Here is a 24,413-nt window from a genome sequence, read left to right as displayed (position 1 = left end):
CTTGATCTTGATGGGAATGGGCCTTTGGTCGTCGACCCTGCCGCGAGCGGGCGTGCCCTGGGGCGCGCCTACCGCCGGGCTAGGGGTCGAGGCCGAAGAAGGCGGGTTCGACGCGCGCCCGCTGTCGCGATCGAAAAGGGCTGGAGTGCGACGATTCCCGCGGTGAAACGGGCAAAGATGGTGTGCGGAGATGGAGCGTTCGAACCAATGACTTTAACCTTCGAGGATCAAAAATCCTCGTTCACGATGAGAGTGATGCTCTGGTTCTTGGTGATCGGGTACCCGGGTTGCGGGCGTTGATCCAGAACCACCTGACCGAGTCCGCGGTCTTGAGCTCGGTACTTGGTGACCACCCTGAATTCGAAACGATCGAGAAAGGCCTTGACCTTGATGAAATCGCGATCGATCAGATCGGGCATCACGTAGGCCTTGCTGGGGGGTCCGTCCGAAACCAGCAGCGACACACCCGGTCGCATGCCGATCTCGCTGGCCGCATCGGGATGTTGCGCCAGGATACGGCCCTTCTCCTCCAACGTCGAGGGAATACGCGAGACCACCGCGGCCTTGGCTTCCGCGCGCTGCAACAGGGTTTGGGAATAACTCAAGGTCTCGCCTTGCATGCTGGGGATCAGCTTCTTCTCGGGCCCGGCGGACATGATGATTTCGATGGCGCGGCCGGCCTTGACGGGGTGTCCGGGCCGCGGAATCTGAAGCAGTACGTTACCTTTTTCGATGACCTGGCTGTGCACCGTGGATTGGGTGTCGAGCTCGGGTATCAGCCCTCGGGCCTTCAGGCTCTTTTCCGCTTCCACCTGGGTCATGCCGTACAGATCGGGAACCTCGACCACTTTGCCCTGTACCATGTGGCGAATGTAAAACCAGGTCCCCAGCGTGATTCCGGCGATAAAAAGAGAAAAACCCAAACCGACAAGGACGGTAGTACCGAGCAGTTTCTTCAAAGTCTTGCGAAATGCCATGGCTCCCCGTTTTGAATCCTTGTCGTTTGGGGTTCTTTACAAAAGGTAATTTGGGAAAAAAAGAAAGGTTACTGTGCGGCGGGCATGTGCGAGGCCAGGCGTGCTTTCAAACGGTCGGCCGCATTTTGGTGAATAAAGCCCTTTTTCGCTGAGCGGTCGATGAGGGAATACATTGCCGGGAGCTTGGTGACGGCTTCGCTGGAACCTTCCTGGATCAACTTGCGGATCTTTTTCAGTTCGGTTCTCAAACGGCTTTTCCCGGCGCGATTCCGGGCGCGGCGCGCGATGTCCTGCTTCGCTTTTTTAGCCGCGGATTTGTGATTCGCCATTAAGAGATCTCCTTGAGGTGTTTCTTGGCTTTGTCGCTGACTCGTGACCTTCGGCTGCCGATTTCGGCAAGGGTCGCGAATCCGCAGATCACGCAAGTATAGGGGAGTTGCAGGGGCAAATCAAGGAACAAGTGGGTGGGTTTCGCGAAAGGATCACGGATGATATGTGCGATTCGTCCAAGGGATAGATTTCGCCGGCAAACGGGTGATGTTCGACCTGTTCTCGGTTGGATCGACGGGACTTGTGGTGCCGAATGGCGGAGGGGACCTGCGTCGAAAATCGGTTTTTTCATCATAAGTGTATGAAATTTTTAGGCTTGTGCTGTGGTTGGGTGGATTGGTTCGATAGGTGCTTCAGGCCGAGAAATCCGGGGAATTTGCCGAGCTTCGAGAATTTTGGATAGGGAATTTCCCTGTATCGCAGTCGCTCATGGCGGGCCGAAGACCCAACTCGAGGTTGACAGTTTGTGAGGTGAAACGCTAAATTGTTAAGAAATTGTGAGAAAAACCGATGGGAATTTCACTGTCCTAAAAACAATGAAAAAAGCGAGTTAGACTCGCCAATCCCTAGAACGTCCCGATTTGTATGAGATTTTTGTTTGGTTTTTTTGTTTGAAGAGGCCTTGGCGTGAGCCGTTTGCGAGCCTTTTTAAACGGTAACGGTTTATCCGAGGGTCCAGCTCGGCGATAAAAATGGATAGGATTTGTGATCCTCATCCACGGTCTATTCATGCAGTCAGCCACGGTAAGGAGGATGCCCATGGTTCGTTCTGTCTTTCTGGTTTTCCTGTTGACTACCGGTATCTCGATCAGTGCGCAATCGAATCAAGTGACTTATGCCAATGCGGAGGTTCGCTGGCTCGCTCAAGAGCTCTTTGACGAACTCAAGAAAGACACGGGCAACAAAGCCCTTTACCATGTGTTGTCGCGGGCCGATCGGGTGGCTCGAGACCGTCAAGTGGATGCGGTGACCTTCTTGTTGAACCGTTCCGAGGCTCTGGCTGTGGTCGCGCCGGAAAAGAAAGGCATCCAGATCGACGAGAACGCCCTTCCCAACTATTCTCGCGATGTGGTGGCCCAGACGATGCTCGATCTCTACTTCGACGTCAACGATCCCGCCAACCCCGCGCTGCGCCTGGTGGATGCCGAGCCCGCCCGGTTGGCGGTGTTCTACGCCTTGGTCGACCGCATGGACGGCCGTTTGGACGCACGCCTGGACACGCCCAACCTGGATGGGCTCTACGAACTCTGGATCCAGCAGGGCGCCCCGGTGGCCTCACTCTGCTTCGACTGCCGGTTGGACCAGCGTTGGGCCGATCGTCGCGGGTTGATCAACACCGACGGCTTGGAGGGGTTGTTGCCGCGCCGGTTGGTGCGTTTCCTGAAGTCGAGCCATGCGGACAAGCGCAAGGTGAATCGACTGGCCTCCTACATTCGTCGTGAAGTGGTGCCTGTGGAGGAGGAGTTCGACCAGGATTTCTGGCAGACACCCTATGAAACGCTGATGACCGGGACGGGAGACTGCGAGGATTTCGCGATCCTGTTCCAGGCGATCGCCGAAAAATACCAGATCCCCACCAAGCTCGTGGTGGGCAAGGTCGCGTTGGCCAGTCAGCCCGGCCAGGCTCAGTCCGCTGAAAACGACGCGGTGGAAGCCTCTTTCGATCACGCCTGGGTCGTCTTCGACGGCCAAGTGGTGGACCTGACCGCCCGTTCCGAATTGGCTAGCAAGGTCGCCTACAAACCCATTCTCGCTCTGGACTCCAACAACGGCTGGTTCCTTTCCGCCAAAAACGACTGATTTCAACCGACCTCGGCACGAGGCGGCCCTCGAAGAACCCGGGCTTGGACCCGGGTTTTTTTAATTTCGGACGCCGAAGACCCGGAAGGCCGACTCAGCAATATTCACAAATCGTTTGCAGCAGGTCGCCCGCTCGATCCACCTGCTTCTTCTCGAAGGAACGGTATTGCTCTGGCGAGAACACGGCGCCGTCGTTCAGTTTGAGTAACTCGGCGGCCGGGTTGAGCCCGCGATAGGTGTATTTCTCGAAGAAACGCTCGGCGAGTGCGGCCAGCGGGGCCTCGTCGCCGTTGGCCTGGGTCAACGCAAGCTGGAAGATTCGCTTGGACAGATCCAACAAATCGGGGTCGGTCAAGCCCTGCAAGGCGGCTTGTCGCAACATGTCGCGCAGTTTGACGCGATAGGGTTCCAGCAGGGTGATGACCCGTTCGCGGGCGGGCGCGTTGTACAGCAGAAACGCCAGCAGGATGCCCGGCACCGCGCACCACACCTTGGATTGCGCATCCAGGAAGCGGATTTCGAAGAAGCCCCGCGCCCGTACCTCGGGAAACAGCGTGCTGAGGTGAACCGCCCAATCTTCCTCGGTGGGGAAAAAACCGTGCAGACCCTCTTCGTGCCACTGGCGGAACGTCGTGAAATTGCCCCAGTATCCCAGCTCGCCCGTCGCGTTCGGTGCACGCATCACGTGGGCGTCCAGCGCGAAGTCCAGGTATTGTTCGACGGGACAGGGGTGGTACTCCTCGGTGAGGAACCCCTTCTGGATGCCCGTGCGCGAGGGATCCAGGTTTTGCCAGATCAGCGAGCGGTAACTGAAGGCACCGCTGGGTTTGCGGTCCACGAACGGCGAGTTCGCGAACAGGGCCGTGAATACCGGCGCCAACAGGTTGGCGGCCAACCAGCGTCTTTGGGCCGTGTCGGGATCGCCGGCGTCCAGGTTGATCTGGAGCGAGGTGGACAGGCGCATCATGCGCGGGCCGTAGTGGCTGATCGTCTTGAAATAGTTGTTCATGTGGATGTAGCGCGGCGCGGTGAGGTGCAGGCCGACTTCGTCAACCGTGTACCAGGGATTCAACCCGCTGTGAAAGAACCAGATGTCATAGCTCTTGAGATGACATCGCAACAGTTCGATCGTATCGTTGAGATTGGTGATGGCTTCGGTCAGGGTCGCCTTCGGTGCGCCGCTGTATTCCAGTTGGCGGCCTGGCTCGAAGGTCAGGTTGCCGCCGTCGCCGAAATAAAAGATGTTGGTGCCGTCCGGTTTCTGGTGATAGCGAAAGCCCTCGAGGCGACCCTCCAGTTTGCGCAAAAGCTGAATCAGCCCCGTTTCCTGATCGTCGAAGAAAGGGACCAATGCGTGGGGGGATTCCGCCGTGTGGCGGAAAGGCCAGATCTCGAGTTCCAGGCCGACGTGATCCTTGGAATCTTTTCCCTTGGGGAAAAAGGACTCATTGACCTTCTGTTTCAGCTCTTGCATGCCGAGTGTCGCTTGTTTTGCGGGCATCGTTTCACTTCCTCTCGAGGCAATGTGGGTGCGGATCTCGGTATTTCTCGATCCGACTGCGTCATTTGAGAATCAAGGTTGCGGGTCTCGCGAATCCGAGTCACCTGCTCGGGGGGCCGTCGCCAGAGGCACGTGGGCCTCGGGACGGAAACCGATCCGTTCGAGCCAGCCGGACCACGACCGTTCGCCTCGGTCCGCGACGGGGACCTCGGGACGGACGGTTCCGGAAGGTGAGGTGGAAGGTGTTTCATGGTAAAGGCTCAAGAGTTGTTCGACTTGGTTTGTATCACCAAGGATACCCAAATACCAGGAAATCTTGACCGCCTCGACGGCTGCGCCGCGCTGTTTGCGCGGGATTTCCAGCAGGGTCTCGGTGGGGATGCGGGGAGGTTCCACGGCTTCCTGATTCACGAAAAAGGTGGCGAGTGCCGGACGTGCATCGGAGGGGAAGACCTCGGGGTGATGGTCGAGATAGGCCCGTAACTCGGACGGTGTGAGGATGGCCTGTTCGCGAAGGTGGAGCAGGTGGGCGAGCACCGCGTACGGCTGTCGCGCGACCTGGAACAGATCGACCAGGGTGCGCAGGGTCTTGGTCTGCTTGCGGGTGAAGCGGAGCCGGCTCAATTCGTTCTGAAGCGGTTTGTCGGTGAGGCGCCCTTCGCTGCCGAACCACAGAAAGGTGAACCAGGCCAGGACTTGGGAGAGCGGGGCGGCCTCGGAAAAGAGGGTCAGAGCGCGGCGCAGGCCGGCCTCGGTGGTGGCGGGAGCCAGGGTTTGCAACACGCCGCATTCGATCATGAGATCGAGGGCGGCCGCGGCACCGGGCGCACGGAAGGTCTCGTTCAGTTCCTTGTGGATGCGTTCCGCCGAGAGTTGGGTGAGGCCGGGGATTCCCGCCCGAACCGCTTCCAATTGACGCACGTCGGCCTGCCACTCGAAGCGGGCCAGAAAGCGGAAGTAGCGCAGGATGCGCAGGTAATCTTCGTGAATGCGCGCGTCGGCGTCGCCCACGAAACGCAGGCGTTGGGCCTCGAGGTCGTCGACCCCGCCGACGAAGTCGTGGATCCGCCCCTCGGCATCCTGGAACAGGGCGTTGATGGTGAAGTCGCGACGCTGGGCATCGGTGGCGAAATCGGTCGAAAAGGCGACTTCGGCGTGGCGCCCGTGGCAAACCACGTCCTCGCGCAGGGTGGTGATTTCCAGTGTCTGGCGCGGTGTGATCACCGCGACGGTGCCGTGCTCGATGCCGACCGGCACGGTCTTGAATCCCTGTTTCTGGAAAAAGGCGAGCGTCTTGCGGGGTTCGGCGGTGCAGGCGATGTCGAAATCCTTGGGTTCCCTTGCCAGGAGAAGGTCGCGAACACAGCCGCCGGCGAGCATGGCCTGAAATCCGGAGCGATCGAGCAGCCTGCATATGTCGAGCGCTTCCCGGTGACGTTCGCAAAGTACGGTGGTTTGAGGCAACAAGCTGAGGGAATCCTTGGTGGGTGAGTCGAATGCATCGATCGCGCATAAAAGCGTGCTTGGCGCATTCTAACGAATTCGAGGGCGGCTGTGTTTTCGGAAGTTTTACGCGACGCCCGCAATCACGCGATCTCGGCCATCGCGCGCGCCGACTATGCGGTGAACGGTGTCGATCGTCACGCTATTCCGTCTTGCCGAGTCCGATCGCGTAATCCAGGATTCGGGAACGCGTACCTTCGATGACCGCGTCCACCCAGAAAAGAGTTGCGCGATTTGCGGTTTACCCCATAATCGTGACGCTTGCATTTGGGTTTGGACCTTTCGGAACCTCGATATTATAATGACGCGTCCATCGCGAAAAGGTAGGCGAGATGGCCCAGCTACCCTACAACTTATTTGAATGGAATCGCCCCCTGGAGCTTCAACTGGGCGGATCTCTTCCTCGTTTTCAAATTGCATATGAAACCTGGGGCAGTCTCAACGAAGACAAGAGTAACGCGATCATTCTGTTCACCGGCCTGTCGGCTTCCTCCCACGCCAAGTCCCACTCGCGCACCGATGTGCCCGGGTGGTGGGAGGCCATGATCGGCGACGGCATGGCGCTCGATACCCGGCGCTTCTTCATCGTGTGTCTCAATCACCTCGGCGGCTGTTTCGGCTCGACCGGCCCCTCTTCCATCAATCCCGAGACCGGGAAACGCTATGGCCCGGACTTTCCGCCGGTGCTCATTCAGGATCTCGTGGATGCGGCGGCGCTGTTGCTGGACAGCCTGGGCATCCAACGGCTCTATGCCGCCATCGGAACCTCCATGGGCGGCATGTTGGCGATGGAGATGGCGGCCCGCTACGCCGATCGCGTGGCCCGCCTGGTTTCGATTTCCGCCTCGGGGCGTCCGGGTCCCCAGTCCATCGCCTTTCGCTACCTGCAACGTCGGGTCATTCTGGCCGATCCCTTCTACAACGACGGCCGCTATTACGATTGCGAAAACAAACCGCTGGAATCCATGGCGGTGGCGCGCGAGATCGGCAACATCACCTATCGCTCCCGCGAGGAATTCAACGAGCGCTTCGGTCGCACCCGCACGGGCAAGGGGTACAACTTCGGGCCCGATTTCCAGGTGGAGTCCTACCTGCACCACATGGGCAAGAAGCTGGCCAGCAATTTCGATCCGAACAGTTTCCTGTTCCTGACCAAAGCCATGGACATCTATTCGCTTGGTTATGATTTTCCGAGCTACGACGCGGGTGTGGTGCGCATCGAGGCGCGCAGCCTGATGATCGGGGTTTCCACGGATCTGCTTTTCCCGCCCGACGAGCAGGAAAGCGTCGCCAAGATTCTGCACAAGGAAGGCCGGGACGTGCGGTTCCAAATGCTGGAATCCAAGGCCGGCCACGACGCCTTCCTGGTGGAAGTGGACTGGTTCCACTCGGTCGTGGGCGCTTTTCTGGATCGCTGACCCGCTCGAGCCGCAAGGTGCGTGAAACCAACAGGAGTCTTACATGGGGCGCAAGTTCTTGCGATTCATCGATTCGGCCCAACGTCGTATCGAGGTGATTCGACCCGTTTCCCCCTCCAATCCGGGGCTGGACAGGGTCTGTTTTCAGATTCAGGGCATGGAAGTGTCGATCGGGGATACGGAAACCCTCTATCACTATGCGGATATGGCCGAATACGGCGTGCGCCACGGCTTCGCCAAACCACTCGGCATCCTGGACCGACTCAAGCGGCGGCCCGCGCCCGTGGCCCAGTTACGCCACCTGGACGACGGGCACATTCGCCTTGCGTTCTGGAACGACGGCAGATTGGACCTGGAATTCGATTTGAGTGACGAGGATCAGGCCGTTTTGTGGCGCGAGTGTGAAATCATGATGTTGTCCGCCGGATACCACGTCGCGACCGTGGATCCATCGGTCGCCCCCTGACCGCATTTCCGTTTCACTCGCGTGATGGATGGCGTCGGGGTTGTCGGCCGCCATGCGTCGCACCCGAAGCGATGGTTTTGGCTTGTCCCCACGATGACGGCACCATGTGGGATCCTTTGTTCGCCGCTGGCTTCCACGGCGCCTTCCCGCATATCAAAGTGCTCCAATTCTTCGATTTGGCCTGAAATCTTGACACGCTTCGAGTGGCTTGGTTAGTATTTGATCCTCATGATTTCGTGTATCGTTCTTGTAAAAAAACGGTTCATTCTTTTTTGACGTACCTCCGATTCGCGTGCAGCGCGCCCGTGAGTGATTCCGTCGAATGGCGTGTGGGTCGCGCGCGACGCACCTCCGGCGGTTCGACGCGCGACCTACGAGAGCCTGGAGTAACGGGTCCATGATTGCTTCTTCGTCCCTAAAAAACCGACGTTCCGCCTGGCTTCTGGTGCTGGTTGTTTCGGTCGTTTTCGGAGGGATGTCCGCCTGCTGGTGGGGAGAGACGCCGTTGACCCCGATGGAGCGGTTGCATCGCGACGGTGAACTCGTGGTCCTGACCCGCAACGCGCCCACCATGTACTACGAGCGCCGCGATCGCTGGGAAGGATTCGAATACGAGTTGGCGAGTGCCTTCGCCGCCCACCTGGGGCTGAAACCGCGGTTTGTCGTCAAGGACACCACCGCCGAAATCCTGGCTGCGATCCAGGCGGGCGAGGGACACATCGCGGCGGCCGGCTTGACCCATACCGCCGAACGGGCCCGCACCTACCTGTTCGGCCCACCCTACCAGACCGTGCAGCAGCAGGTGGTGGGGAGCCGCCGCCTGGCGGTTCCCGAGGAGCCGGCCGAACTGGTGGGCGCCTCGTTGCTGATTACGGGTAGCAGCAGCTACGAAGAGGAACTGGAGGCGCTGCGCCAGCAGGTTCCGCGGCTCACCTGGACCTCCCACATGGAAATGAGTACCGAGCAGATGCTGGAAGAGGTTTGGTCCGGCAACGTGGATTTCACGATCGGCGATTCCCATCTCGTGTCCATCAATCGGCGTTACTTTCCCGAGTTGCGGGTGGCCTTCCCGATTGGCGAGGAGCAATCCCTGGCCTGGGTGGTGAACCCCGAAATGGCCGATCTCCTGCCCGAACTTGCCGCGTGGTTTGCCGCCTATCAGGGGTCCGGAGCGCTGGACGGCCTGAAGGAACGCTATTACGGGTACGTCAAGATCTTCGACTACGTGGATACCCGGACCTTTCGCCGCAAGGTGGAGCGGGTCCTGCCGCGCTACGAGGCCCTGTTTCGAGACCAGGCCGTGGAACACGGCTTTCCCTGGACGCTGCTGGCTGCACAGGCCTATCAGGAATCCCACTGGAATCCCAATGCGCTCAGTCCCACCGGCGTGCGGGGCATCATGATGTTGACCAAACCCACCGCCGAGCAATTGGGCGTCGAGGATCGGGCCGATCCGGCGCAATCGATTCAAGGCGGGGTACGCTATCTGACCGGGTTGCACAAGCGAGTTCCCGAGACGGTGCAGGAACCGGATCGGACCTGGATGGCGCTGGCCGCCTACAACGTGGGTTTCGGACATCTGATGGATGCCCGCGAGCTGGCCGTTCGCGCGGGCAAAAACCCCGATCTCTGGCGCGACCTGAAACACGTGCTTCCCCAGCTCTCCCAACGCAAATACTACAAAACCGTCAAGCACGGTTACGCGAGAGGCTCCGAACCGGTGCGCTACGTCCAGAACATACGCAACTACCAGAATATTTTGGAACGGTTGGGCCGCATGTCTCCCGACGAGGACGAGCCGGTCACGGTGGAGCCCGAACGCGCCCAATAGTGCCCCGGGCATGGCCCGCACGGTGGGTTTTGCCCGAATCTAGATCCGTTCCCGGCGGGGACCTCGGGCCGCGGTCGGGGGCACGAGTTTATCGCGCGAGGCGAGGAGTCCGCTTTGAAAGTTGCCACTTGCTGGAAATATAAAGGTTAATTGAGATTTTAGAATAGCAATTGAAAAGGGTTGGATTATAATGGTTATTGGTTATAAGCGTAAGGATTAGAAGTAAATGGGTTCTTTTGGGTCTCGCCGGCTCGAAGTTTCCCGATCAATTCGTTCAACTCCCCTGTTTCCAATCCAAGGGAATCCCTCCATCCACAGCCGAATATCGCTTCCATACCCGACGACTCGGCAAAGGGCCGAGCATTCACCCACAACGTTGGTAACCTATTCGAGTTTCATGACTTTCCCCATTTGGCCAGGGGTGGAGAGGCACTCGATGGTTGCTCGAATCCTTTTCTAAAGCCGTGTCCAATGCCGACCGCATCGCGGCGACGCTTCATCGGCGAGGCATCGGACTACCCGACTGGGACGCTCTGCCATGATTGGATTTCTGAAAGCCCTGCCCTTGATCTTTCGGGAATGGTCGCATTCCCAGAGGCCCGCACGGGCCCAGCCGGAGTCGACCACGAGCCTGGAACCGGGATCGGCCGAAGCCCTGGTGCGACAGGCGGAGGTCGAGAGCAACCTGAAATCGTTGATGCGCTTCAACGCCCTGGCGCTCACCCGTCTGGTTCCCAAAAACGGCGTTGTCTTGGACTTGGCGAGCGGAACCGGCCAGATCATGTTGTTCCTGGTCAAACATCGTCCCGACATTCGCGTGATCTGTCTGGAGCAGTCCAAAGCGATGCTGGAAGAGATCCGGCGGCAGGTCCGCGAGGGGGGGCTGGCCGATCGGGTGACCCTGATCGAAGGGGAGATGAGTCGCGCCCACGAACAGGTCCAGGATCGCGTGGATCTGGTGACCAGCATTCTTTCGCTGCACTGCCTGGCCGATGAAGTGGCCTGGCGCCAATTCCTCAACTGTCTCAAGGTCCTGCGCTTTCGCAACAATTGCAGCATTTGGCTGTTCGACTGGGAGCGACCCGGTCACGCCGCCACTCCCGACTCCTTCGTCGAGTTCTTTTTTGGACGGAATCAGGATCAATGGCGCCGTGTCGCCGAAAACTCCTTGCGGTCGGCTTTCGCCCTGGAAGAGCTGGCCGACGACCTCGATCATCTGGGGGTCGGCCCCTTCGAACACTATCGCTCGCGATGGCTGCCCGTGTTCCAAATTCACCGATTGCGTTCCGAAAAACATTTCGAGTTCACTCAATCCCTGTGGAAAACGCCTAGAGAAGAGAAGCGGGATGCCCGTAGGCTCGGCTTCCTGCGTTGGCAGTTTCCCGGGAAAGTCATGCACTGACAATTGGTTTCGCGAGGGACGCCTCGCTCGATTCAGTTCTTGCCCGGTGGGCCTGCTCGGATGTAAATTCGTTTCAACAATCGTCGAGGTGGTCTGCATGCGATCCATGTTTTGGTCGGCTTTCCTGAGCTGCATTTTCGTTTCGTTCGGATGGGCTTGGGAGCCGGGCGCGCCCGAGACCGTCGGTGTGGTGCAGGACGGCGCGGAAAAGGTCATGGTCATTCCGTTGAGCGACAACAATCGCTACATGGTGGATCAGGTCCAGGCCGATTTCATCGTCAAGGCCCTGGATCGCGCGGAAGAAGAGAATTTCGATCGCGTCATTTTGAAGATCGACACCTACGGCGGGGTGGTGATGTCGGCCCGCGACATCACCGAACGCCTGTTGCGCCTCAAGGTCAAGAGCGTGGCCTACGTGGAGACCAAGGCCATCTCGGCCGGGACCTTCATCGCCTACGCCTGCGACGAGATCGTCATGGGCGAGCACACCACCCTGGGCGACGCCCAAATGATCATGCAGACCGCGGAAGGCATCGAAGAGGCACCCGAGAAGGCGGTTACCGTGTTTCGCGCCGACTGGCGCAAGGCCTGCGAGATGAAGAATCGCTCGTTCGCCCTGGCTCGGGGGTTTTTCGAAGTGGGTGTCGAAGTGTTGAAAGTGGGTTCCGAACAGAATTTCACCTTCATGACCCGCGACGATTACGAATTTTTGAAGGAATCCGAACGACCGGCGATCCTGAAAATCGTCGTCCGCGAGGGTGAACTCCTGACCCTGTTCGCCAAGGAGGCCGGCGAGCTGGGCATCGCCCGCGTGGTCAAGGATTTCGACGCCTATCTCACCGCCGAGTCGATCGATGCCGCGTCGGTGGAACAGGTCGACATGGATTTCAAGCAGGAAGTGTTGCGCTTTCTCGGTGCCAACCCCTGGATTTTCATGTTGCTGACCCTGATCGGTCTGAACGGCATCTACATGGAAATCAAGATGCCCGGCTTCGGCGTGCCAGGCTTGACCGCCATCCTGTGCTTCACCATCGTGTTCGGGACCCGCTTCATCCTGGGCACCGCCTCGGGCATCGAACTGGCGCTCTTTGTCGTGGGTATCATGATGTGCGTGGCCGAAATCTTCGTGGTGCCGGGTTTCGGTGTGACCGGCATTCTGGGCATCGTGTTCATGTTCGGTGCCCTGGTCTTCGCCTCGCTTCCCGATTTCGGCGACGTCCCCATTCCCATCCCGCAAACCGATTTCCAGTGGCAGTGGATGGGATCGATGGTGCGCTTCACGGCCGGCAGTTTCGTGTTGTCCTTCGTGGCGTTCTTCGTGTTGGTGACCGCCGTGTTCAAATCTCCCTTGGCGCGTCCGGCCGTTCTTTCCGCCGAAATGACCGCGGAAGCCGGTTACGTGGCCGAGATGGTTCCCGACGCGGATACGCTCAAAGGCCTGCACGGGACCGTCATGGGTGGCCTGCGACCTGCCGGCAAGGTCGAGTTCGAAGACGGTCGCCGGGTGGACGTGGTCAGCGAAGGCCCCTTCGTGGAAGATGGAGAGCAGGTCAAGGTTTTGCGGATCGAGGGGAACCGCATCATCGTGCGGCCGGTGAAGGTCGTGTGATGCGGGAGAAGGACGCTTTTCATAGGCCTCGAGGCCGGAGATTTCGCGCATGATGGACAAAGGTCCAACGACGGCTTTTCGAGATGATTGTCGAGGGGTTGTCCGGGACCGAAAGGCGGGTTAAGACATGTGGATTTTGCTTCTCTCCTTGATCGGTCTCTGTTTGATCCTGGTGGACGTGCTGGCCATCCCCGGCAGCGTATTCGCCCTGATCGGTACCGGATTCATCGGTTACAGCATCTATCTCAACTACCTCGAATACGGCTTCGTATCGGCCGCCCTGCACTTCGTGGTCTGTGCCGCGGTCATCCCGGCCTTGGTCCTGTTCGTGCTCAAGCGCTGGACGCTCAAGGGTGAAATGGCCGCCGAGGACGGATACGTGGGCATCGAGAAGCGCGCGGGCTTCATCGGCTGCGAGGGCATCGCGTTTTCGGATTTGCGGCCGTCCGGGACGGTGGCCATCGATCGGGACGGCGAGGAACTGCACTTGGACTGTATCACCGACGGCCGATTCATCGAAAAGGGAAGCCGGGTGAAGATCGTGGAGGAACGGGGACCGAGCCTGGTGGTGCGCGCCGCCGATTGAGGCACCCACGCACCGGTTCCATCGCGGATTTTCGTCGCCTTCCTTTTCGAACCCGCGTGGTACAATCTATTCGTTTTCAATTACCTAATTCGAATGCAAAGACCCGGAACAGGATCCGGGCATCGCCATATTCGCCACGAGCTGAGTTATCGCCACAGAAGGGAGCATTGGCATGATCAATCTACTAGTCACAGGCGCTTCCATCGTTCTCGTCATTTTCTTGTTGGTCGTCGGATTCATGATTCTCGGTTCGCTCAAGCTCTGGTTTCAGGCTTGGGTTTCCGGTGCACCCGTTTCGCTGTTGCGCATCGTCATGATGCCCTGGCGGCAAATTCGGCCCAGTCTGATCGTCAACAACTACATTTTCGCCAAAAAAGCCGGTCTGCGCCTGACCGTCGAGGATCTCGAAACCCACTTCCTGGCCCAGGGTCACGTGACTCGGGTCGTTCAATCGCTGGTCGCCGCCAACAAGGCCAATATCGAGTTGGGCTTCAACCAGGCCACCGCCATCGACCTCGCTGGCCGCGACATCCTCGACGCCATCAACACTTCGGTCAACCCCAAGGTCATCGACGTGCCCATGCGCGGCTCCGACAAGATCAGCATCGACGCGGTCGCCAAGGACGGGATTCAGCTCAAGGCCCGGGCCCGCGTCACCGTGCGTACCTTTCTGCCCCGTCTGATCGGCGGCGCCACGGAAGAGACCGTCGTCGCCCGCGTCGGTGAGGGCATCGTTTCCTCGATCGGCTCGGCGGAATCGCACAAGGACGTTCTGGAGAATCCCGACATCATTTCGCGAGCCGTGCTCCAAAAGCAGTTGGACGCAGGGACCGCGTTCGAGATCCTCTCCATCGATATCGCCGACGTCGACGTGGGCGAAAACATCGGTGCCAAACTGCAGGCCGATCAGGCCGAGGCCGACAAGCGCGTCGCCCAGGCCCGGGCCGAGGAGCGACGGGCGATGGCCGTCGCCATGGAGCAGGAGATGAAGGCCAAGGTTCAGGAAAACCGGGCCAAGGTCGTGTTGGCCGAGGCCGAAGTACCCCTGGCGATTTCCGAGGCCTTCCGCAGCGGCAATTTGGGCGTGATGGACTACGTCAACTACAAGAACGTTCAATCGGATACCGCGATGCGCGAAGGTATCGCCGAATCCACCAAACCCAAGAAAGGGCCCCAGACCTGATGACCGCCCATCTTTTCTTGGATGAGGACCACCCATGAACGCCATCATCCGGCTGATTCTCGACATATTCCAAGCATTGTTCGAACAGGATGCGGAGCGCCGTCGCCAAGAGCGACAGCAACGGCGCCCCCAGCCCAAGCCGTCCTCGAAACCGGCGAGCAAGGGCAAGTCGCGCGATCTCGATGCCTGGATCGAGGATCTGCTGGATGATGAACGACCCGCCGGCGGTACATCGCCGCCGGCCTCCCCGCCGGCTTCGGGGCCCCGCTATGCGCCGGTTTCCCAGCACTACGAGACCACCGAAGAACATCTCGAGCGGCTGGAGCGCGAGCGGTCTCGAACCGCCAAGGCCCATGCTCGCAAGATGCATCTCGTCGAGCAGAAGCAAGAGGTGGTCGAGTCCGGCCACTTCACCCTTCCCGGCGACTCGCCCACGCAACAGATGGTGATCGGCCAAATAATCCTCGGCCCGCCACGCGGGCGGGGTCGTCGTTGAGGAATCAAATTCCGGGCAGTCTGTTTTCGCCATTTTGTGATCCTTCGCCTTGTCTATTTTTTCTGGGGCCTTTAGGATTGGCGGCATAGCGATTCTGTTCGATTTGTAATAACCGGCCTATGTCGGTTGTCTCGCTGAACATATGACGATTGATGCGCTGACCCTACCTGACCCGTGCGAAACGCGGTGGCGCGCTGCTCCCCACGAATGGCACAGCCATACGACTACACACCCACCCGCGATCGCACTTTTCGGGTTTGCCCGCGCGAAGGTGAATGTAGCCATGCCGAAGATCAGAATATTTCTACAGGAACAATGGGAAGAATTTTCTTTTAAAGGCAAGCCGGTGACGATCGGCCGCGGCACGGAGAACGATATCCACATCAACTCCAGCCGGGTCTCGCGGTCCCACTGTCGCATCGGCTTCTTCCAAGGCAATTTCGTCCTGGAAGACATGGGCAGTAAACTCGGAACCTTTGTGAACGGAATGCGCATCACCCGCGCCAACATCGGCCACGGCGACCAAATTCGCTTCGGCGACCGCATCGAGGCGGTCTTCATGGAAGATGCCGATGTGACCAACACCGAAACGCTGCGGGTGGTGACGCCGGATTGGCAGTCCGACGGCGAACGCCTCGTGGCCTTGAACGGGCCCTTCGCCAATCAATCTTTTCCCCTTCGACCCCATACCCGAATCGGGCGGGGCGTGGAATGCGAGATCACGCTGCCGGTCGATACGGTGTCCCAGGTCCATGCCGAAATCCTCAAGGACAAGGAAGGCATCACCGTGTTGGATCGCGACAGTGCCAACGGGACCTTCGTCAACGAACAGCGCACCGCGCGCCATCGACTGAAGCCGGGCGACGTGGTTCGGTTCGACCGCATTTCATTCCGGTTCGAGAACCCCCATGTGAAGATCGGCAGGGGAGAGGGGACCCGCGTCAATGGATTGGCGCCGGAAGACGACGACAAGACGGTCGCGACGCCGGTGCTCGCGGCCAAGGATCTGCGGGCGGCCCGGGTGAGCTGCGATCCCGCCGAAAAGACGCTGCTGAAACCCTCGTTGCCGATGGCCCCGGGCCAGCGGTTGGGCATGGACAGCACCCAGGCCAAGGTGCTGGGTACCTCGCCGTGGATCCTGTTCGGAGGATTGGCGTTGTTGACCGCGGGAACTCTGGCTGCCGCGGGGTATTACTTTTGGAAAAGCGGTTTGCTAAACTGAGCGCATAGTGGCCTTTACCGGATACACGAGACCTCCTCGAGGTCGGGAAGAGGTATGCCCATGCGAAACTCTCTATGGTTGGCCGCGGTCGTCCTGGCCCTGATCCTTCCTGCCTGCAATCGCGCCGAGCAGATGCAAAAGCTCGAATTGATGCGCAGTTTCAACAACTTCATTCACTCCGTCAACGAACTCCACGACAAGGGGCTCACGATTTCCGTCTATTTTCCGGGAGTCAGTGATTACAAGGCGCACGTCAAGAAACTGCTCTTGAGTTATATGGAGCGAACCCATGCCGGCGGACCGCTGGAGTTCGATCCCCAAGGGGTCGTGCTGGTTCGTTTCCTGGGATTGGCGTACCATCGCTACGACATCAAGAGCTATACCTTCGGCGACGACGGCCAGACGGTCCAGATGCGCCTGTCCGTAAGCTTTTCCTACGACAACAACATCCAGTACTCCGAATACGAGGAAGGCACCAAGGTCTACATTCCCGCCAAACCCTGGGGCACCGTTCACGAAGTCGTGGTCGGCAGCAGCGCCAATCCCGTGCCGCGCGAGCAGTTGTCCTACCTGGAAATCGATGTGACCATGCGCAAGACCAATTTCGAGGGATACTGGCAGGTACGAAGCTGCGAGGTGGACGAGAGTTCGTTGCAGTTCGAGACCTCCTTCCGCGGCGATTTTTGACGTTCACGGCAGATGGGGCCGCCCTAGGGGGATGCTCGGTTTCGGCCGGATGGACGGGATCCCGATCCGAAATTCGCCACGGGGAACCGACCCGCCGCAGGTTTCCCGGGGGTTTGTCCCGTCGGCCAGTCCAGCCGCTGGGGTCCTGCCCGTGTGATCTAGGTTAAATGATTCGCAGGGAATCATTTGCATTCTATCGGCTCGATGTTTTATCTTACGTTTAACACCCAACCAGTGCCCTTCCGGAAACAGCGGTCCATGGAAGTATGCCCTCTGATTCGGCCGGGTTGCCAATGCATTGTGGTCTCAGCCGGCACCTGTCGATTTCGGCGTTGCCGGCTTCTGGCGAGGTCCATGTGGAACAGACTAGAATCGTGATGGTCAACGGTATCTCGAATCCTTTGGGAGCCGTGATCGTCGACCACTTCCGCCGATGCGGGTCGACGGTGCTGGGGCTGACCGATGCGTCGGACGAACGGGCTGCCGACGTCGATGAAGTTTTCGCGGTCGACACCACCGACGAAAAGCAACTCGGCAAAGTATTCGGTACCGTTCGCAAGACCCATAAAAGGCTCGATGTGCTCGTCAACCTTCGCGGCGTCGCCCCCATGAATCTCACCCGCCTGCTCACGCGACCCGTGCTCGATCAAGCCATGCAAACCAATTTCGCCAATACCTTCTTCACCTGCCAGGCGGCCCTGTCCCTTTTGAAGAAATCCGGAGCGGGACGGATCCTGAACACCACCACCCTGCAGGTGCCGATGGCCTCGATGGGGACCGCGGCCTATTCCGGCACGCGTGCGGCCGTGGAACAGTTCACCCGCGTTTTGGCCAGGGAAACGGCCTCGATGAACATCACCGTCAACGCCTTGGGTCTGACCTTCGTCGCCCTGGATGGGGCCGCCGACGATTCGGCCGCGGACGAGGTGGTGGCCAAAACCATCCTTCAACGCAGGGTGACCCCTGCGGAACTGTGTCATGCGGTGGATTTCCTGACGGCCGCGACAGCCGGTGGGTTGACGGGCCAAGTCGTGTATCTCGGAGGCGTTTGATGGCCATAGAGGTGGATCGCATCGTCACCGGGCGCTGGAAAGAGAACTGCTTTGTCGTGTCGCACGCGCCTTCCCGCGACGCCCTGATCATCGACCCGGGCAACAATGCGGAGGACATCGCCATCGTCATCGAACGCAAGCGTTTGCGCCCGCTCGCCATTCTCAACACCCATGGGCATTTCGATCATATCGGTGCCGTGTCGCCCTTGAAAGATCGCTACGAACTGCCGTTCTATTTGCACGGCAAGGACCTCAAGCTGGTCCAGCGCGCCAACTTTTACCGCACCGTGTTCGACGAGCCGGAAGAGATCGAACCGCCCGAGGTGGACTACCGCTTCGAGGAACAGGAAGAGACCCTCGTGTTCGGTCCCTTTTCGGTGCGAGTGGTCGCCACCCCAGGTCACACCAAGGGCAGCGTGTGCTTTCTGATCGATGACCTGATGTTCACCGGCGACACCCTGTTCCGCGGCAAGATCGGCCGGACCGACCTTCCGGGCGGTAGCAAGCGGCTGTTGGCCGATACCCTGCGGCACGTGCTGACGTTCCCCGGCGACACGGTCATTTTTCCCGGCCATGGTGGTACGAGCACCATCGGAGAGGAAATGGAGGGCAACCTGCCGCTCAAGGAGGTTTTGTCGTGAGCGTCCACATCAAACACATTTCCTGGCATCTGCCGGAGCACCCGGTGACCAACGATTGGCTCCATCAGGAGAATCCCGCCTGGGACATGGCCAAGGTGGAAGAGCGTGCAGGCGTCAAGACCCGTTACGTGGCCGCCTCCGACCAAACGGCGCTGGATCTGGCGGAGACGGCCTGTCGCAAACTGTTCGACGAGTACGACCTGGATCCCAAGCAGGTCGACGGCCTGATCTTCTGTACCCAATCGCCCGACTACATCATGCCTCCCAATGCCTGCGTGCTTCAAAAGCGGTTGAAACTGAAGGAGGAACTGTTCGCCTTCGATTTCAATCTGGCCTGTTCCGGTTATGTCTACGGTTTGGCCTTGGCGCGCGGGTTGATCGTTTCCGGTATGGCTTCCCGGCTGCTGCTGGTCAACGCGGACACCTATTCGCGCTACATCCACCCCAAGGATCGTTCCACCCGAGTTCTGTTCGGCGATGGTGCGGCGGTTTCCCTGATCGAGGCGGCCGAGGACGAGACGGGCATCGTCGACATGTTGTGTGCCACCTCGGGGCGTAATTTCGACGCGTTCATGATCCCCGCCGGCGGCTGCCGCACACCTTCCACCGAGGAGACGCGAACGGCCGTGGTCGGGGGCAGTGGCAACGTGCGTTCCGAGGAGAACATCCACATGGAGGGCATGCGGATTTTGACGTTTGTCAACTCCAAGATTCCAAAGCAGATCCGCGCACTTCTGAAAAAGAACGGGCTCGAGGTGGACGACCTGGATTACCTGGTGTTCCATCAGGCCAGCAAGATGGCGCTGGATTCTCTGATCCGCATTCTCAAACTTCCGCCGGAGAAGGTGCCGGTCAACGTGGATCGGATCGGTAACACGGTCTCCGCTTCGATTCCCATTCTGTTGGGAGAGTTGATGGCGGCGGGCAAGCTCGCACCAGGCTCCAGAATCTTGATGTGCGGTTTCGGCGTCGGGCTCTCGTGGGGCTCCGCGATTCTGCGCTTTTGAGGGATGACGGGGTTTCCTGCACCGGAAAGTAATTGTTCCGCACCTTCGGCGATGCGGAAGATCGCCCATCGATGTGGCCGGCTCGGGTCCTCGCGAAAACGACGCGCCTGCAGTTTTTCAGAAAAACCTTCGAGAACACCGATACCTGAGATAGCGAATTTGTGACCGGGGTTTCCTGGGTGCGTCGATCCGGATCGAAAAGCAAATCACCGAAAAACCGGAAAGATCGTTTTAGATTTTTCAACGATTCGGCGAGAGAATTGCGCGATGCGTAAATATTTGCAATGTATGGGTTTCTGTCGTGCTCTCCATTGGTTTTTTAGTGGTTTTTGATATAATGGTCGGTGCAAATTTTTTGGGTGAGGATGGCTTATGTCTCTTGAAGAACGTGTTCAGGAAGCCGTTTATCTGGCGGTGGACGAAACCAACGAGGATCAGGGCGAGGAACTGCTGCCCAAATCGCTCGATACCCTGCTGTTCGGTGAAAACGGCAGGCTGGACTCGCTCGGGTTGGTCAATTTCATTTCCGTGGTCGAGGAGCATGTGGAAGATGTATTCGATGCGACGATCGTCCTGGCGGACGAACGGGCGCTGACGGCTGAGAAAAGCCCCTTCCATTCGATCGCCAACCTGGTCGAGTACGTTTGTGTGCTGTTGCGCGAAGAAGGCATCGAGGCCTGAAGGATAGGGATGGTTGGGTGATGAGCATCGAGTTTCTGTTGCGTGTTTTCGAGGAACATCAAAACGATATCGCCATCTACTGGCGGGGCAAGCGCTTCGATTACCGATGGTTGTACACGCGCATCGAAAAGTGGCGCTCTGAATTGGACGAGCTGAAGGTGACTGCCGGCGCGGTCGTCTCCATTGAATCCGACTTCACGCCCAACACCATCGCCCTGCTTCTGGCGTTGATCGAACGTGGCTGCATCGGCGTCCCGCTGATGTGGGACGCGCCCGAAGAAAACAAGGCGCGCATCTACCGAATCGCGCAGATCGAGTGTGCCTTCCACTTCGACGTGGAAGCCGACAGTTACCGGTTCCAGCGTCTCGAGGTGGCCAACGATCACGATTTGGTGGCCACCGTTCGGGGGCGCGAACATCCCGGTCTGATTCTGTTCACTTCCGGATCGTCGGGGGATCCCAAGGGCGCCATTCACGATTTCACCGGCCTGCTGGAGAAGTTCAAGCGGCGGCGTCCGACGCGCAACATGTTGTTGTTTTTGAAATTCGATCACTGGGGCGGGCTCAATACCCTGCTCCACAACCTCTCCAATGGCGGCATTCTCTACACCGTGCAGGACTACGGGCCCGATTCCGTGTGCAAACTGATTCAGGACTACGACATCGAGGTATTGCCCGCTTCGCCCACCTTTCTCAACCTGCTGCTGATCAGCCAGGCATACAAGAAGTTCGATCTCGGTTCGCTCAATCTCATCACCTACGGTGCGGAGCCCATGCCCGAGCTGACCCTGAAACGCCTGAACGAGCTGTTCCCCAGCGTGAAGTTCCAGCAAACCTACGGGCTGATCGAATTGGGCGTGTTTCGGTCGAAATCCAAGAGTTCCGATTCCCTTTGGGTCAAACTCGACATGGATTACCGCATCGTCGCCGGCATTCTCCAGATCAAGACCGAATCGGCGATGTTGGGGTATCTCAATGCCGAGAGCCCGTTCACCGAAGACGGTTGGTTCAATACGGGCGATGCGGTGGAGGTCGATGGCGAGTTTCTGCGCATCCTGGGCCGCAAGTCCGAGATGATCAACGTGGGTGGCGAAAAGGTGATGCCGCAGGAAGTGGAAAACACGATCCTCGAAATGGACAACATTCGCGACGTCTTGGTCTACAAGGAGAAAAGCCCGCTCACGGGTCACATCGTTTGCGCCAAGGTCAATCCGGCAGCGGCCGAGGATCCCAAGGCCTTGGCCAGAAAAGTGAAAAAATACTGCCGTGCGCGGTTGCAATCCTTCAAGGTACCCGTCAAGGTCGAAGTCGTCGACGAGGCCTTCATGAGCGCACGGGGCAAGAAAAAACGGGTCATTTGAGCCCAGGCTCCTACGGTTTCGGGCGGTTCCTCAAAAATCGTAGGATAGGGTGATCTGAAAAGTGGTGCCTTCGCGTGGCAGATCGTTGGCGATCGATGCGGAGGCATCGGGATCGCGGTGATCCTCGTCCAGCAGGTTGAATCCCGCCAGCTTCGCCCGCCAGTTGCCCATGCGCAGCGAAACCGCGCTGTTGACCAGGGTCCGTTCCGGCGTCGGCTCGCGCGGGTCCATGGCGGTCGGGACGCCGTCCACCAGGCCCACTTCTTCGGTGCGGTCGCGCTCGCCGGTGTGGTTCAGCGAGAGGTTCCAGCCGATGGTCTCGGTCACTTCGAAGTAGCTTCCCAGGTTGAAAATGGTTTCGGGTATGTAGCCCACGTCGAAAACGGGCTGTTGGAACCTGACTTCGTTGCCGTCGGCGTCAGTTCCGGTAAGCGTGGCTCGGGTCGTGTTGGTGACCTCCTGCAGTGTGAAATTGAAATAGATGTAGCCGCGGTCGTGGACGTATTTGACGTCCAGTTCGCCGCCTTCCGATTCCAGGCTGCCGATGTTGTCGAAGCGTTCCAGCACGACGCCGTCCTCCACGAAAGTCACGTCCTGAATCGCGTTGTCGATGTCCGTTTTGAAATAAGACGCGGTGATCAGGGCATCCTGGCTGATCTTGAAGCCGATTTGAAATTCGGCGGTTTTCAGTTCCTCGGGGTCCAGGTTCGGGTTGCCGCGGATGACCGGGTTGTTGATCTGGTACAGCTCGTTGAAGTCCGGTGCACGAAATGCGGTCCCGTACAGCAACTTGAGAAAAATGTGTTCGTTGGGCGACCAGACCACCCCGCCGCGCGGATTGGTGCTGGTCCCGAAGTCGTCGTAATCGTCGTGCCGGACCCCGAGCGTGAGTGCGAAGCTTTCCGCGGGCACCTGGAACAGGTCCACGAAGTTGAAGACACCCTGGACGTAGGCCGCCACGATCGAGCGATCCTCCTCGAGGATCCAGTTTCCGGCGGGAACGTCGGTCAGGTTGACCAGGGAACCAAAATACTGGAACGGGAAAAAGGTCGTGCCATTGACGTCCAGCGGTACGCCGGTGACGTTGTTGTTGGCGTAATGGATGGGATCCATCAACTCGGCGTGTTTGTACAGGAGGCCGCTGTGGTAGGTGATGCCCGATTCGGTTTCGTAGGTAATGTCGATTTCCGGGCCGAAATGGGCGAAATCCACGCCGGGCTGACCCAGGATGCTCTCACCCTCGGGATAGGGCGAGTCGGGGTATAGGAGGCTGAACAGGCCGGCCGTTTCCTCGGGGAACAGTTCCAGTGCCTGGAAAAACTCGAAGAAATCGTAGTAGACCCGCGCCTTGATCTCGCCCCGCTCGTCGGCGAACGATCGCTTGTAGGACAGTTGGGCACTGTAGGCCTTCATTTCCAAGGTGTTTTCGTCGGTGGAGGCGCCCGCCAGACCGATCGCGAAATTACGCTCCAGATTCGTGTGAAAAAAGTCGAACTGCCAATTTTGGTATTCCAGGGTGGTCTGAAGCACGAAGCTCTCGGCCTCGCGGGTGGTGTCGTTGGGAGCGGCCGAAAACGGTTCGCCGAAATTGACCACCGCCGAATCGCTGTCCACCAACTCCTCTGCGCCGTCGGTATCGTAGTAGGTCGCCTTGAGGTCGAAAATCAGGTCGCCCTTGCGGGCGTTGTGATTGACCGACCCGCGCACCGAACTGAAGCTGCCGCCCTTCAGGCTGACCGTGGTGGTGTCGAGCGTTTGTTTGGTGATGATGTTGACCACGCCGACGAATGCACTGGTTCCGTACAGGGCGGAACCCGGTCCGCGAATGATCTCGAGCCGATCGATGGTGTCCACCGGAAAGTGATCGATCAAATAGTGGTGCGGGCCGCCGGTCATCCAGTTGTGTGCGTGCCCGTTGAGCAGAAACTTGATGTTGTTGTTGCGCGCCTCGGCCGCGACGACCCCGCGCACGGCGATCGTCACCGAACTGATCGAGGGATCGATGAACGTATCGAATCCCGGCACCGTTCGCAGCACGTCTTCCAGTGTGCGTGCCCCCATGTTCTCGATTTCCTGGGCGGTGATGACCGAAACGATCGATGGCGCCTCGGACACGTCCTGTTCCATGCGAGAGGCGATGGAGACCTTCAGGTTCAGCAGTGCTTCCAAACTCAGTTCCGATTTTTTCGGAGGAACCGGGGGAGCCGAACTCGACGGTTGAGCCAAAATGGGGGCGTGAAAACAGACCAAGCACGCCAGTGCCGAAAGCAATCGCTTCATGCTCGCCTCACCTTTAGCCATCTCGCGGAGCACGAGCCCCGGAGCGTTGGAGAATTGGGGATTATCGGTCTATTCTAGCACAGATTGAGGTGGCGATTGGGGTGAGGAAAGTAGGTTCCGAAGTTTTTTTGAGAGTATGGGAGAAAGAGAAAATATCAATGGGAAACGAGGACCGGACGGGCCGATGGTCGCGTGTGCCGAATCGACCCGCCTTCGTAAACCTGTGTGCCTTTTTCGAATGATCCACACCGATTCGCGATCTGGTGGGATCTTTTCATGCACCCTCGCCGGCGGTTCTCCTGGTGAAACGCAAGCGCGGGTCAATTGAAATGAGTTCTCGGTTTGGGTCTCGAAAACCACGCGAAGTAGGTTCGCGGAGG

The 24,413-nt window shown here is 58.9% G+C and carries 21 protein-coding genes; 16 read left to right on the top strand and 5 right to left on the bottom strand.

What is annotated here, in order from left to right; genetic code table 11:
• Positions 1-227: 227 nt before the first annotated feature.
• On the bottom strand, positions 228-977 hold the full coding sequence (locus J3U87_RS07020; RefSeq protein ID WP_237382323.1) for a PASTA domain-containing protein: 750 nt from the start codon (positions 975-977) through the stop codon (positions 228-230).
• 68 nt (positions 978-1,045) lie between these two features.
• Positions 1,046-1,306, bottom strand: coding sequence for a 30S ribosomal protein S20 (gene rpsT / locus J3U87_RS07015; protein WP_237382322.1), 261 nt, complete (start codon positions 1,304-1,306; stop codon positions 1,046-1,048).
• Between the two features lie 760 nt (positions 1,307-2,066).
• Between rpsT and J3U87_RS07010 the strand changes: the two genes are divergently transcribed.
• Positions 2,067-3,107 carry a transglutaminase domain-containing protein gene (locus J3U87_RS07010; protein WP_237382321.1) on the top strand — a complete coding sequence of 347 codons (1,041 nt, stop codon included), beginning with the start codon at positions 2,067-2,069 and terminating at the stop codon, positions 3,105-3,107.
• A 94-nt stretch (positions 3,108-3,201) separates the two neighbouring features.
• On the opposite strand, the gene J3U87_RS07005 is transcribed toward J3U87_RS07010, so the two are convergent.
• Together J3U87_RS07005 and J3U87_RS07000 are read right to left on the bottom strand one after the other, a co-directional pair.
• Positions 3,202-4,608 (bottom strand): glutamate-cysteine ligase family protein, encoded by a 1,407-nt coding sequence (locus J3U87_RS07005; protein ID WP_237382320.1) that lies wholly within the window; start codon positions 4,606-4,608, stop codon positions 3,202-3,204.
• A gap of 72 nt (positions 4,609-4,680) precedes the next feature.
• A complete protein-coding gene (locus tag J3U87_RS07000; RefSeq protein WP_237382319.1) occupies positions 4,681-6,075 on the bottom strand; it encodes a CCA tRNA nucleotidyltransferase in 1,395 nt (464 codons plus the stop codon).
• A 368-nt stretch (positions 6,076-6,443) separates the two neighbouring features.
• Here J3U87_RS07000 and metX point away from each other — a divergent pair, with 368 nt between their 5' ends.
• The 15 genes from metX (at position 6,444) to J3U87_RS06925 (ending at position 21,753) form a co-directional block, all read left to right on the top strand.
• Complete coding sequence (metX, locus tag J3U87_RS06995; RefSeq protein WP_237382318.1) at positions 6,444-7,529, top strand: homoserine O-acetyltransferase MetX; 1,086 nt, start codon at positions 6,444-6,446, stop codon at positions 7,527-7,529.
• Between the two features lie 43 nt (positions 7,530-7,572).
• Positions 7,573-7,995, top strand: a complete 423-nt coding sequence (locus J3U87_RS06990) for a hypothetical protein (RefSeq protein ID WP_237382317.1) — start codon at positions 7,573-7,575, stop codon at positions 7,993-7,995.
• 397 nt (positions 7,996-8,392) lie between these two features.
• Complete coding sequence (mltF, locus tag J3U87_RS06985) at positions 8,393-9,826, top strand: membrane-bound lytic murein transglycosylase MltF (protein WP_237382316.1); 1,434 nt, start codon at positions 8,393-8,395, stop codon at positions 9,824-9,826.
• 538 nt (positions 9,827-10,364) lie between these two features.
• Positions 10,365-11,228, top strand: a complete 864-nt coding sequence (locus J3U87_RS06980; protein WP_237382315.1) for a class I SAM-dependent methyltransferase — start codon at positions 10,365-10,367, stop codon at positions 11,226-11,228.
• Positions 11,229-11,325: 97 nt separating this feature from the next.
• A complete protein-coding gene (locus J3U87_RS06975) occupies positions 11,326-12,837 on the top strand; it encodes an NfeD family protein (RefSeq protein ID WP_237382314.1) in 1,512 nt (503 codons plus the stop codon).
• A 127-nt stretch (positions 12,838-12,964) separates the two neighbouring features.
• Positions 12,965-13,423, top strand: a complete 459-nt coding sequence (locus J3U87_RS06970; protein ID WP_237382313.1) for an NfeD family protein — start codon at positions 12,965-12,967, stop codon at positions 13,421-13,423.
• A gap of 172 nt (positions 13,424-13,595) precedes the next feature.
• A complete protein-coding gene (gene floA / locus J3U87_RS06965; protein WP_237382312.1) occupies positions 13,596-14,606 on the top strand; it encodes a flotillin-like protein FloA in 1,011 nt (336 codons plus the stop codon).
• A gap of 34 nt (positions 14,607-14,640) precedes the next feature.
• Positions 14,641-15,102: a hypothetical protein gene (locus J3U87_RS06960; RefSeq protein WP_237382311.1), complete on the top strand. Its 462-nt coding sequence runs from the start codon at positions 14,641-14,643 to the stop codon at positions 15,100-15,102.
• A gap of 283 nt (positions 15,103-15,385) precedes the next feature.
• Positions 15,386-16,324: an FHA domain-containing protein gene (locus tag J3U87_RS06955; RefSeq protein ID WP_237382310.1), complete on the top strand. Its 939-nt coding sequence runs from the start codon at positions 15,386-15,388 to the stop codon at positions 16,322-16,324.
• Between the two features lie 60 nt (positions 16,325-16,384).
• On the top strand, positions 16,385-17,011 hold the full coding sequence (locus J3U87_RS06950; protein WP_237382309.1) for a hypothetical protein: 627 nt from the start codon (positions 16,385-16,387) through the stop codon (positions 17,009-17,011).
• A gap of 356 nt (positions 17,012-17,367) precedes the next feature.
• Entirely contained in the window at positions 17,368-18,063 is a 696-nt protein-coding gene (locus J3U87_RS06945; protein ID WP_237382308.1) for an SDR family NAD(P)-dependent oxidoreductase, read from the top strand.
• Positions 18,063-18,704: an MBL fold metallo-hydrolase gene (locus tag J3U87_RS06940; RefSeq protein WP_237382307.1), complete on the top strand. Its 642-nt coding sequence runs from the start codon at positions 18,063-18,065 to the stop codon at positions 18,702-18,704. The genes J3U87_RS06945 and J3U87_RS06940 overlap by 1 nt, the downstream gene beginning before the upstream one ends.
• On the top strand, positions 18,701-19,711 hold the full coding sequence (locus tag J3U87_RS06935) for a 3-oxoacyl-ACP synthase III family protein (RefSeq protein WP_237382306.1): 1,011 nt from the start codon (positions 18,701-18,703) through the stop codon (positions 19,709-19,711). Before J3U87_RS06940 ends, J3U87_RS06935 begins: the two co-directional genes overlap by 4 nt.
• Before the next feature lie 372 nt (positions 19,712-20,083).
• Complete coding sequence (locus J3U87_RS06930) at positions 20,084-20,392, top strand: hypothetical protein (RefSeq protein WP_237382305.1); 309 nt, start codon at positions 20,084-20,086, stop codon at positions 20,390-20,392.
• 20 nt (positions 20,393-20,412) lie between these two features.
• Positions 20,413-21,753 carry an ANL family adenylate-forming protein gene (locus tag J3U87_RS06925; protein ID WP_237382304.1) on the top strand — a complete coding sequence of 447 codons (1,341 nt, stop codon included), beginning with the start codon at positions 20,413-20,415 and terminating at the stop codon, positions 21,751-21,753.
• A gap of 30 nt (positions 21,754-21,783) precedes the next feature.
• On the opposite strand, the gene J3U87_RS06920 is transcribed toward J3U87_RS06925, so the two are convergent.
• The gene (locus J3U87_RS06920; RefSeq protein ID WP_237382303.1) at positions 21,784-24,033 is read right to left on the bottom strand and encodes a TonB-dependent receptor plug domain-containing protein; all 2,250 of its coding nucleotides are present in this window, start codon (positions 24,031-24,033) and stop codon (positions 21,784-21,786) included.
• Positions 24,034-24,413: the final 380 nt, after the last annotated feature.

The sequence above is a fragment of the Sulfidibacter corallicola genome, from assembly GCF_017498545.1.
GTDB lineage: Bacteria > Acidobacteriota > Holophagae > Acanthopleuribacterales > Acanthopleuribacteraceae > Sulfidibacter > Sulfidibacter corallicola.
Note: the sequence above shows the minus strand (reverse complement) of the source record. Positions and strands in the feature narration are given on the sequence as shown.

What these genes read in the sequence shown, in the direction of transcription:
- mltF (WP_237382316.1), top strand. Translation starts at nt 8,393, where the DNA reads ATGATTGCTTCTTCGTCCCTAAAAAACCGACGTTCCGCCTGGCTTCTG.
- J3U87_RS06920 (WP_237382303.1), bottom strand. Translation starts at nt 24,033, where the DNA reads ATGAAGCGATTGCTTTCGGCACTGGCGTGCTTGGTCTGTTTTCACGCC.
- metX (WP_237382318.1), top strand. Translation starts at nt 6,444, where the DNA reads ATGGCCCAGCTACCCTACAACTTATTTGAATGGAATCGCCCCCTGGAG.
- floA (WP_237382312.1), top strand. Translation starts at nt 13,596, where the DNA reads ATGATCAATCTACTAGTCACAGGCGCTTCCATCGTTCTCGTCATTTTC.
- J3U87_RS06955 (WP_237382310.1), top strand. Translation starts at nt 15,386, where the DNA reads ATGCCGAAGATCAGAATATTTCTACAGGAACAATGGGAAGAATTTTCT.
- J3U87_RS06925 (WP_237382304.1), top strand. Translation starts at nt 20,413, where the DNA reads ATGAGCATCGAGTTTCTGTTGCGTGTTTTCGAGGAACATCAAAACGAT.
- J3U87_RS06950 (WP_237382309.1), top strand. Translation starts at nt 16,385, where the DNA reads ATGCGAAACTCTCTATGGTTGGCCGCGGTCGTCCTGGCCCTGATCCTT.
- J3U87_RS06930 (WP_237382305.1), top strand. Translation starts at nt 20,084, where the DNA reads ATGTCTCTTGAAGAACGTGTTCAGGAAGCCGTTTATCTGGCGGTGGAC.
- J3U87_RS06975 (WP_237382314.1), top strand. Translation starts at nt 11,326, where the DNA reads ATGCGATCCATGTTTTGGTCGGCTTTCCTGAGCTGCATTTTCGTTTCG.
- J3U87_RS07020 (WP_237382323.1), bottom strand. Translation starts at nt 977, where the DNA reads ATGGCATTTCGCAAGACTTTGAAGAAACTGCTCGGTACTACCGTCCTT.
- J3U87_RS06990 (WP_237382317.1), top strand. Translation starts at nt 7,573, where the DNA reads ATGGGGCGCAAGTTCTTGCGATTCATCGATTCGGCCCAACGTCGTATC.
- rpsT (WP_237382322.1), bottom strand. Translation starts at nt 1,306, where the DNA reads ATGGCGAATCACAAATCCGCGGCTAAAAAAGCGAAGCAGGACATCGCG.
- J3U87_RS06940 (WP_237382307.1), top strand. Translation starts at nt 18,063, where the DNA reads ATGGCCATAGAGGTGGATCGCATCGTCACCGGGCGCTGGAAAGAGAAC.
- J3U87_RS07010 (WP_237382321.1), top strand. Translation starts at nt 2,067, where the DNA reads ATGGTTCGTTCTGTCTTTCTGGTTTTCCTGTTGACTACCGGTATCTCG.
- J3U87_RS06970 (WP_237382313.1), top strand. Translation starts at nt 12,965, where the DNA reads ATGTGGATTTTGCTTCTCTCCTTGATCGGTCTCTGTTTGATCCTGGTG.
- J3U87_RS06980 (WP_237382315.1), top strand. Translation starts at nt 10,365, where the DNA reads ATGATTGGATTTCTGAAAGCCCTGCCCTTGATCTTTCGGGAATGGTCG.
- J3U87_RS06960 (WP_237382311.1), top strand. Translation starts at nt 14,641, where the DNA reads ATGAACGCCATCATCCGGCTGATTCTCGACATATTCCAAGCATTGTTC.
- J3U87_RS07005 (WP_237382320.1), bottom strand. Translation starts at nt 4,608, where the DNA reads ATGCCCGCAAAACAAGCGACACTCGGCATGCAAGAGCTGAAACAGAAG.